The sequence below is a fragment of the Pseudobacteroides sp. genome, from assembly GCF_036567765.1.
In the GTDB taxonomy this organism is placed as follows: domain Bacteria; phylum Bacillota; class Clostridia; order Acetivibrionales; family DSM-2933; genus Pseudobacteroides.
The window spans coordinates 43076-52875 of record NZ_DATCTU010000031.1; the positions used below are offsets into that span (position 1 = coordinate 43076).

The following is a 9800-nucleotide window of genomic DNA, read 5'->3' on the forward strand; positions in this document are numbered from 1 at the left end:
TTTCTCCCTCCTCATTAAACTGATAAATTGACGCTTTACTAGCCAAGCTGCCTTTGTTGTCCCTTTCCAATGAACTTTTGTATAGATTCCTTTAAAATTAGGTTAACACCGAACAATGCTCTTAAAAACATGTATAAAAGTGAGATAACAACAATTGAGAGGCTTTTTCCGCACCTTGATATGGGGTAGTACCTGATCATGCAACTGCTGCTATTATAGAGTTGAATTAATATATCTATGTTTGTGTTTTCCATATAGTCATAAATATATATCAGGCTTTTTTCACCCTTAATAGATGCTTTCTCTTCAAGCATTTTTAAAATTTTCTCAAATTCAGAGTTATTCTTTAGACTCAATTTATATGTTTTTCTGCTTCTAGACTTCTTTGAAACAAAAGTATGTAGTCTAAACTTCTGAAAAATATAAAACCGCTCTCTTTTATAATAGAAGGGAATAATTTGTTCTATTTCTCTGTATTTCTCATAAAAATAATCTTCGTTACTTCTAATCTGATTAAATTTATTATGAGACCATGAAAAGAATACTGAAGAATCCCCATGATACTGGTGAATCGCCTCCATTTTATGATTTATGACTATTTTTATTCCCCTCTTATACAGCCGATATCCAAGATCTACATCCTCGTACCCCCACCCTTTATAGTTTTCATCAAAACCTCCTACCATTTCCAAATTCTTTCTTGATACAGCCAGATTGCAGCTGTAAGTAAAAAGCCATGGAGTTTTGAGAACATTAGCATTATATGAGGAACTATTAAATACAACATGCCTGTTTTCCAGGTGTTTGACCCTACAGCCTTTAAAGTTGTACTTGTTAAAAACTGTTTTGACAACAATCTCAGAAGATTGAATTTCTCTGTCTGCATATAGACGTGTAGACATGAGACAAATGTTTTCATCTACCTTAAAATATCTTTCTACTTCAGACAGGTAATTTTCATTTACAAGCATGTCCGAGTCTATAAATATAACCACTTTTCCAATTGCTATTTCCAGGCCTTTATTCCTGGCCCCAGCCCTGCAGGAGGATGGCAACCTGTCAATATAGATATACTTTAGCTGATAGTTCCATGGAACCTCTTTAATATAATCAAAGAGTCTTTCAGGTGAACCATCATCTATGACTATTACTTCATAATCACCTACCCCATAGCCTTTTTGCATGTTCAATGCAAGTAGGGTATTCGCCAATAATCTTTTATTGTTGTAGGCTGGTATAATAAAGCTGAATTTCAATATACTCCCCCCCTATCCCGGGAAAAGCCTGAATATAATTTTTGATAAACATTCAATGCAATTCCGTTTAAGATATACAAGAAGGAGAACACGGCTATTTTAAAGTTTTTCCCACTTCTTGACCGAGGGTAATACCTAACCATGCATTTGCTGCTTTCTATAAGCTGAATCCATATATCCAAATCAGAATTTTCCAGATAATCATATATACATATCAAATTGTTATCATTGCTAAAAGTGAGCTTTTGATGAAGCATCTCTCTTATGTCCTTAATCTTGCTGCTTTTTGTAAGAAATATTTTGCATGTCTTGCAATGGTCGGGCTTTTTTAAACCGAAAAAATTTAATGAAACAAATGTGCTCTCCTGAAACTTCTGCAGAAGGTAAAACCGCCTTTTTTTGTAAAGAAGCGGAGCAACTTCTTCTATTTCTTTATGCCTTTCCAAAAAGTCCCATTTGTTGTTTTTAAGCTGCTTTGATTTATCCATAGACCATGAAAAAAATAATGCAGTTTCCCCATGATACTGATGAATTGCCTCCATCTTATGATTTATAACGATTTTGACTCCATTTTTATAGAGCCGGTATCCAAGATCAATGTCTTCGTAGCCCCAGCCTTTGTAGCTTTCATCAAATCCACCTATCTTTTGGATATTCTTTTTTAATACAGCCATGTTGCAACTGTAAACAAAAAGCCAAGGCGTTTTGACAGTACTCGCATTGTATGAAGAATTATTAAAAACAACGTGCCTGTTTTCAATATAATTGATCTTACAGTCCTTAAACCTAAAGGTATTAAAAACCGTTTTATTGATAATTTCAGGAGCTTCAATCTCTCTGTTCGCATACAATCGAGTGGATATCAGGCAAATATTTTGTTCCAGATTAAAGCCTCTCTCTACTTCAGATAAATAATTCTCATTTACAATCATATCTGAGTCTAAAAATATAACTATATAACCCTTTGCCATAGATATACCCTTATTTCTGGCTTCTGCTCTGCAGGAGGAAAGCGTTCTGTCAAGATAAATGTACTCTAACCGGTAGTTCTGAGGGATGTGACTTACAAAGTCAATAAGTCTTTCAGGTGACCCATCATCCACGACAATAACTTCATAATCTCCTATTCCATAGCCTTTTTGCATATTCAGTGCTATAAGAGTATTGGCCAATAAATTTTTATTGTTATATGCAGGTATGATAAAGCTGAATTTTAACATACTTTCCTCCTATCCATTAAAACTGAATTTCTGTCTTGTCCAAAGCCGACGTACCAGTAGCAGCAGAGTGAAAAGCAGTATCAGATTTACCAACATATTGGCTATAAATGCTCCCGATATACCCATGAACTTTGTAAGGATATATTGTATAAAGATAATTAATGGAAGCGGTATAGCCGCTGCTATCAGGTTAAATTTTGTTTCCTCGGCTCCTCCCATAGCTACAGTGAAGCTGAATAACTGGTATATTGACATAATTCCTAATGTTACCGATGCCAATATAATGTAGAGCAGGTTGAATTCATATTTCTTCCCATACATTAAAATAGTAAATGAAGACCAGAGGACACCTGCTAAAAACAGAACTGAAAATATAGGCAAGCAGTATTTTGCAATCTTCTTATATATTGCTTTCTTATCCATGACGGCAATTGTAGGCAGAAAAACAACACTAAATATTTCATAAAAGAAAAGTCCGAAAAGATTTCTTGTGTTTCCTATATAAACCGAGTATAGGCCTGTCTGATATGGATCACAGAAGCATTTAACAAAATACAGATCACTGCTTGTTAAAAACACGCTGAGCCCTGCACATAGCATATTAACGAAGCCGTAAGAGTAAACAAAAGCAACTGTTTTCTTTTTGAAAGCAAACCTTTTTACTCCTGTCAAAGCCAGTGAAGCAATAATAAAAAGTGTGAAAGCTATATAATTAGTAATCAGGTATGAATCTAAAGTTTTTCTCTCCATAATATAAAATTGAACTAACAAGGACACTGTAAATAAAATGACAAAGAATAATTTTGTTATACAAACCTGAATGTATTTCTTTTGCCCCCTTAAAAAGGATTCACTAATAATGTAATATGCAGTCAATATACCTAGAAGAATCGAATTTAATAGGAGCCATTTTGGGATATTGAGCAAACTACAGATCATATTGGAGAAGATATAGTATATTGCTATAAAAACAAGTGAAATAGGAATATTGCTTAGTATGGTAGTTGATATAACTTCTTCTTGATTTTTCTCATCCATGGCAGGCAAGTATTTATTCATGGATATATTTATACCCATTACCAAAGGAATCGCCAGAAAACCCGCTATGCTATTAATTATTGCAAAATCCCCTATTCTAACAGGTCCCAGCTCTCTTGCTGCTACTATAGACATGGCAATATTGACTGCCTGTGTAAAAATCTTAAATATAAAGATTATGCCCAGACTTTTTAAAAAACCGCTTAAAAGCTTATTTGACAATACATCCATACCTATCAGTCACTCCCCAGGCTAACTCCACGAGATACAGTTTCATTTTTGGGAGTAAACAATCTGGCAAACCATGAATCCACAGGCAAGTATAAAAGTAAAAGCATTAAAGGAATATGGCATAAGCAAAAGATTATGCCCTCAAAATATGTAGGATAGTGTCCGATTATAACCTTTATGTGGTGTGCATACTGTATAACCTCAGGTATCCCAACAGGATTAACAAGGTACCACATCAAATCAAGAAAGCCTGAGAAAAGAATTATTACTCCGCTTGCACCGATCTTAAAACAATTTCCCGGTGTTCCTCCACCTACTCTATAGGCAAAGCATACTGACATGATTATTGCCGGATAAAGCAGCAGATACAGTAACGTATAATATTCACTGAAGGTAGTTTCAGTAGCTTTGGGCATTTCAAGGAATCCATAATAGCTTATCCTTGGCCCCAGGTAAGCGGTATACCCCAGCAGCGGTAATAAAAGCAGTAAATATGCTTTTTTAGATTTGTTAGGGAAGTAACTTATACTTAGAATCAGGAACATAAAGCTTGTTATTTTAAAAACCACATGCCAGATCGAATCAATCTGCTGCTTATGCGGCATGACAAACCAAATCACAAGAAAGCATGCAAACCCTAATGCTCCAAACAAAACCCATAATAAATTCTCGAAAATCAAAGATTTTATATCCTTATTTGTATTCATATAACTGTACCCCATTCTATTTTTATTTCTTTTGCGACACATTCTCAACTTCTTTATCCACCTTATCGATATTGGCTGTTGATTTAACAGCATATAGAGGTCTATGTTTTACCTCATCGTATATCCGCCCTGTGTATTCTCCCAAAATTCCCAATGCAATCACACCCATTCCACTCATCATAAAGTTTATGGTAAGAAATATCCCCTGCTCACTATGATTACTTTTTAGAAAAACCAAGCTGATAAAGTTATACACAAAGATTAAAACCCCAAGGTAATACACAAATTTTAAGGGTTTGAATGAAAATGACATAATGGCATCTAATCCTAGTTTTATCAACTTCCATGGGGAATAATGGGTCTTCCCTGCAAAGCGTGCATCTCTATAATATTCAACGCTTGTAGTTTTAAACCCCAGCCAGCTTACCAATCCTCGAAAGTACCTGTTTTTTTCCTTCATGGTTTTCAACAAATCACATACTCGTCTGTCAATCAGCCTGAAATCTCCCACATCTGTAGGCATATCAATATCAGTCATCTTTTTTAACAGCCTGTAGAATGTAAATGTGGCAAATCTTTTAAAAAGAGATTCCCATTCTCTTCTTATCCTTTTCCCATAGACCACATCATATCCGTCTTTCCATTTAGCAATCATTTTTGGAATTACTTCAGGCGGGTCTTGCAAATCCGCATCAATAACTACAATTGCATCTCCTTCACAATGATCAATACCGGCCGTAACAGCCAATTGTTGACCGAAATTGCGGGATAGTTCAATTAACTTTACACTCTTGTCATATCTGCAAACATTATGTACTATGTCAGATGTCCTATCCCTGCTGCCATCATTGATGAATACAATCTCATAAGCTTCTTTTAGTGAGTCCATAGAAGACTTGATTCTCTTGTATGTGTCCAGCACTACTGCCTCCTCATTAAACAACGGTACAATAACCGAATAACGAATGGGCTTGCTCATTTTCATATCTCCTTTCCCATGATACAACTATAAATTTGCACCATGCTAATTTTAAATTTAGTTTGTTCCTAATTCATTTGTTTTTTAAATAATATCAAAATATTGACAACTTAATAATGTCTAAAAGACACAACAATGTGTCCTAATGTCAACACTTTTAATGTTACTTATTGATTTAAACACAAGCCCCAATTTGACCATAACATCCATACATAAAAAACCACCCGGCTTTAGTCAGGTGGTTTTTACACGTTTTATTTAAATTTATCAACTGCATTTTGACTTATACTCTTTTGGCGAAACTCCAATTGATTTTTTAAAAGCCTTGGAAAAGCTTCGAAAATCATTGTATCCGACATCGTACGCTATTTCATTTATTGTACGGCTGCTATTGATTAGAAACTCACATGCCTTTGATATCCTGTATTTTATAAGAAACTCCTTCGGAGAAATATTTAAAGCCTCTTTAAAAATTTTTGACAAATACTTTCTGGATATGCATATTTGCTTTGCAACACTGTTGATGTTAATTGGATAAGGATAATTTTTAGTTATATAATCAACAGCTTGTTTTATATATACATCATAAGCATTTTCTTTTAGATTAATCATGCTTCTCTTAGCTGAGTCCTCAATAATCTGCGACAATAAAAAATATACCAGGCTTAAGTATTTCAAGTCTTTTCCTATTGTTATCTGATTGCAGTTGCTCATTGTGTCAAATACATTTTCGATCAAATCAATATCTTTGAAGTAAAATATAGGGTTTTTTCCACTTATATAAGCCTTGCTTAAGCACAATGATGCACTTACCCCTGTAAACCCTATCCAGCAAAACGTCCATGGGTTTCCATCGTCTGAGATATAGTATGAATACTTTTGAGGAGTTATTAAAAAACCAGTGCCTCTAGAAATTTCATATGACTCGTTATCATAAAATAATGCACCGTTTCCTGATAGAACAAAACACATAATATAATAATTATTTTGCCCCGGTATCCAGAAATGCCTGGGAATACATTTCTCCTTGCCAAAATAATATATCGAGAGGTCAATATTTGATCTTAAGAATTCACTTTCTACCGCATAGCTGTACATATAAATTCTCTCCCAATGAAAAATCATAATTTGCAACTTCTTTAAATTATTTACTAAATTGTTCGCAATTGTTTGATTCTTTCAGAGGGTGATTCAAAAATTTTTTCAGCAACAGCTGCCCTTATTTGATATGCAAAAAGTTATGCCGTTTCAAGCTTTTGTCTTGTCATTTTGTCAAATACTTGGCTATTTTAGAATCATATTGTATGCCGCTATTATTAACAATTTCATCCAAGGCTTCCTCATGCAGAAAAGTCTTTCTATAGACCCTTTTTATGATTATAGCGGAATACGAATCTGCAACTTGAAGAATCCTTGCTTCTTTTCGATATTATCATCAGATGGAGAAGAGTTTGCCTGCCCAATGGCTAACGAAAGGTTCATAGGATCAATTTCAGGGTCAATTGTAAAAACCTTGCTTTTGACAAACGTCAAAAGGCTTTCACTAATCCCCTGCACTCTTTTACTTCCATCATTCCTAACAACAATAACAAATTCATCCCCGCCCAGCCTTCCAATAATCATGGACAGAAAAGGTAATCAGATTGTTCTGGACAACTTTTAAAAAAGCCCCATGAGTATTGACTCTTCCCTCAATATCGGTTTCTTTTATAATGAAACTTTTTATAGTTTTAGATCTACAAGTACAATGAAAGACTCTGTATATTACCTGGGGCCAGGATAATGATATTAATATTGAAGAATTACATGGTTGAGACAGGCTCAATATTATAGTATATTCTGAATAAATACAGTTCTCTCTTTGCCTAAATCTATGTCTTTTGGGGAAGATAAGCCTCGATTAACCTTATTATAATAAACTCTTACAATAGGACGTGCACCTTGGTTGTTTCTTATGTTGACTACTACTCCAACTTCTCCGGTAGATAATCTAACCATTGAGCCCAAAGGGTAAACTGCTAGATTATTCACAACTGCTTTAACAATGTTGCTATCAAAAAAATAATTACCGCCACCATACAATAATTCAATTGCTTGGTATCTGGGAATGTTATCAAAACGAACAGCCCTGTCAAAAGTGTCGCATACACATATTATTCTGGACCCTAGCGGTATGGATTCTCCTGATAGCTTACCAGGAAACCCATCACCATTCCACTGCTCATGATGATGCAGAATAATATTAGAGATTTTGTCTGCAACGCCTGCTTCCTTAGCAAAGTAATATCCATAAAGTGAATGCTCTTTAAAAAGGGCTTCCTGTTGGAAAGTTCTTTGTGTTGCACTAACTAAATGGGGCATTTCACATAAACCTAAATCATGAATCAAAGCAGCTGAACCTATGGTAACCATTTCCTTTTCACTTAAGTCAAGAGCTCCCGCTACTAACATGGAAAGTGCACAGACACTTACTGAATGAGTAAATAAAAATTTATCATCTACAATTTTCATCTGAACACAAAATCCAGCCAGTACACTATCATCAATAATTTCTAAAATTAAATTTCTAGCAAGCCTTGATACTTCTAGCATTTTATCTGATTTATTAGCTTCATTTTTATCAGGGCATAACTTTAGTATTTCTTCATTCAAGCTGCTTTTCAGTGTTTTCCTTATATTATCTATGGGATCGATACAAAGAGTATACAATTCCTCAACCAATATCTCCTGAAATTGGCGGGATTTAATCTGATTGATAAATGATTCGGTAAGCTTTGTACCTTTATTCAACAATACCTTTTTGGTTTTTGGACATAATATTGCTTCAGCTAAAATCATTCCTTCTGATAATTCAGAAACAGCGACTTTTTCCACTTAGCCACCTTCTTTCAAATATTACATATTACAATAAAACTTAAGGGAAACAAAATGCAAATAAAGATATGATTATTACATATGATATATAATCATATTATACAATATTTACAGTAAAGATTCAAATCTAGTCCCTTTAGTTTTTGCCTGGAAAGAAAACCATATAGCTGATTTCAATTCCTTATGCGGCTTTTAAGTATAGATTTATCAGCTTTATATAAAGTTGTACCACTTTCTTACCAGCAGTATGGGTAAATTTATGCAGATAGGATATCTTATCTCAAACTAAAAAGCAGTAGGTAGAGATATTTCTAACTACTGCCTTTCTCAGTATAACCAATGTAGTTTACGCTCCTGCTAAAATGTGTTTTACATGATATCTGAAATATTACTTGATGTTTATTTGCCTTGCTTCTATATAGCCTCTATATCCTTGGGGCTCAAGTTGAAATCTTGGAGCCTCGTCATCCGCCCAATCAAAGCCATAAATCTGAGGATTGTATTTTTTTATCACTTCCCATAATTCTTCAATTGCTTCACCAAACTTTTCATCGTCAAATGGTTCTCCCTGGAAAACCATCATTTTACAAGGCGGCAGGTCAATGATTTCAAACCCATCCGGTATTAGTCCAGCATAATCTTGAGGTACTTCTACACCTTGAACATATTGTGATGTCCCAGGTTTAATCAAATTCTTTGGCAGCCACATCCCAGCTGGTTCATACATCTTTTTTCCTCGGGCATTTCAATCTCTCCTTTTTGCATTGTGAAGGTAATAATCACGAATACGCTGGGGCATAAACAGCTGTATCGGTTCAGGACTATCACTGTATTTTTTGGGCGACACTCCGAACTGTTTAATAAAAGCTCTTGTAAAGCCTTCATGAGAGTCAAATACAAAATCAAATGCTACATCAACAACTCTTGGCTGTTTATCTCTAAGCAATAATGCTGCTCTACTTAACCTTAAAGCTCTAATATATTCAAAAGGTGTCTTACCGGTAAATTCCTTGAAAATCCTTGCAGAATGCCATTGTGAATATCCTCAGCTTTAGCAAGCTCGCTTAGCGTAATTTGAGTATTAATGTTTTCATTTATATAATCCTGCATACGCTGTGCTGCCATCAGTGGTCAACCTTCCATGGAAGCAAGTAAAAAGATATTGAGATAAACTATGGCTTTTGGCGTATTCATTGAATCCTGTTTCCAAATACTTCTATGCAGCTATAAAACACTACGCCTGCACATTATTAACAGATGTCGCATTGTTTTTCAATTATTCAGAAATAGGAGTGTTAAAGTTATGGCAGAGTGGACTTAAATTCATATTTGGATTAAAATTATATATATTGAGATGTATAGTTTCGAAAAGTAACTGGTAATTGGCTTGAAAACAAAAATTCAGGTTTGATTCATAAAAAACAAGGTAAAAAACCTTATTGAACTTTGAAAAAAGTATATTGTTACGACAGAGCAAATAAAAAAGGGCATGGCA

Annotated in this window: 12 protein-coding genes; all 12 read right to left on the reverse strand. The window is 34.5% G+C overall.

Translation table 11 applies throughout. The features are described from left to right. Positions 1 to 38 precede the first annotated feature (38 nt). The gene (locus VIO64_RS04520) at positions 39 to 1256 is read right to left on the reverse strand and encodes a glycosyltransferase family 2 protein (RefSeq protein WP_331915602.1); all 1218 of its coding nucleotides are present in this window, start codon (positions 1254 to 1256) and stop codon (positions 39 to 41) included. Further along, positions 1253 to 2476 carry a glycosyltransferase family 2 protein gene (locus VIO64_RS04525; RefSeq protein ID WP_331915604.1) on the reverse strand — a complete coding sequence of 408 codons (1224 nt, stop codon included), beginning with the start codon at positions 2474 to 2476 and terminating at the stop codon, positions 1253 to 1255. Before VIO64_RS04525 ends, VIO64_RS04520 begins: the two co-directional genes overlap by 4 nt. 9 nt (positions 2477 to 2485) lie before the next feature. Further along, on the reverse strand, positions 2486 to 3745 hold the full coding sequence (locus VIO64_RS04530) for a lipopolysaccharide biosynthesis protein (protein ID WP_331915606.1): 1260 nt from the start codon (positions 3743 to 3745) through the stop codon (positions 2486 to 2488). Positions 3746 to 3750: 5 nt separating this feature from the next. Next, positions 3751 to 4452 (reverse strand): hypothetical protein, encoded by a 702-nt coding sequence (locus VIO64_RS04535; protein ID WP_331915608.1) that lies wholly within the window; start codon positions 4450 to 4452, stop codon positions 3751 to 3753. A 22-nt stretch (positions 4453 to 4474) separates the two neighbouring features. Further along, positions 4475 to 5431: a glycosyltransferase family 2 protein gene (locus VIO64_RS04540; protein WP_331915610.1), complete on the reverse strand. Its 957-nt coding sequence runs from the start codon at positions 5429 to 5431 to the stop codon at positions 4475 to 4477. A gap of 267 nt (positions 5432 to 5698) precedes the next feature. Next, entirely contained in the window at positions 5699 to 6529 is an 831-nt protein-coding gene (locus VIO64_RS04545) for an AraC family transcriptional regulator (RefSeq protein WP_331915612.1), read from the reverse strand. A 166-nt stretch (positions 6530 to 6695) separates the two neighbouring features. Further along, positions 6696 to 6842, reverse strand: coding sequence for a hypothetical protein (locus VIO64_RS23045; protein ID WP_414705236.1), 147 nt, complete (start codon positions 6840 to 6842; stop codon positions 6696 to 6698). Beyond that, entirely contained in the window at positions 6809 to 7054 is a 246-nt protein-coding gene (locus VIO64_RS04550; protein WP_331915614.1) for a hypothetical protein, read from the reverse strand. The genes VIO64_RS23045 and VIO64_RS04550 overlap by 34 nt, the downstream gene beginning before the upstream one ends. A gap of 204 nt (positions 7055 to 7258) precedes the next feature. Next, positions 7259 to 8305 carry an HD-GYP domain-containing protein gene (locus VIO64_RS04555; protein ID WP_331915616.1) on the reverse strand — a complete coding sequence of 349 codons (1047 nt, stop codon included), beginning with the start codon at positions 8303 to 8305 and terminating at the stop codon, positions 7259 to 7261. 388 nt (positions 8306 to 8693) lie between these two features. After that, positions 8694 to 9032 (reverse strand): hypothetical protein, encoded by a 339-nt coding sequence (locus VIO64_RS22960; protein ID WP_333783859.1) that lies wholly within the window; start codon positions 9030 to 9032, stop codon positions 8694 to 8696. Positions 9033 to 9050: 18 nt separating this feature from the next. Then, positions 9051 to 9323 (reverse strand): AraC family transcriptional regulator, encoded by a 273-nt coding sequence (locus tag VIO64_RS22965; protein WP_333783861.1) that lies wholly within the window; start codon positions 9321 to 9323, stop codon positions 9051 to 9053. Further along, complete coding sequence (locus VIO64_RS22970; protein ID WP_333783860.1) at positions 9272 to 9430, reverse strand: hypothetical protein; 159 nt, start codon at positions 9428 to 9430, stop codon at positions 9272 to 9274. The genes VIO64_RS22965 and VIO64_RS22970 overlap by 52 nt, the downstream gene beginning before the upstream one ends. Positions 9431 to 9800 lie beyond the last annotated feature (370 nt).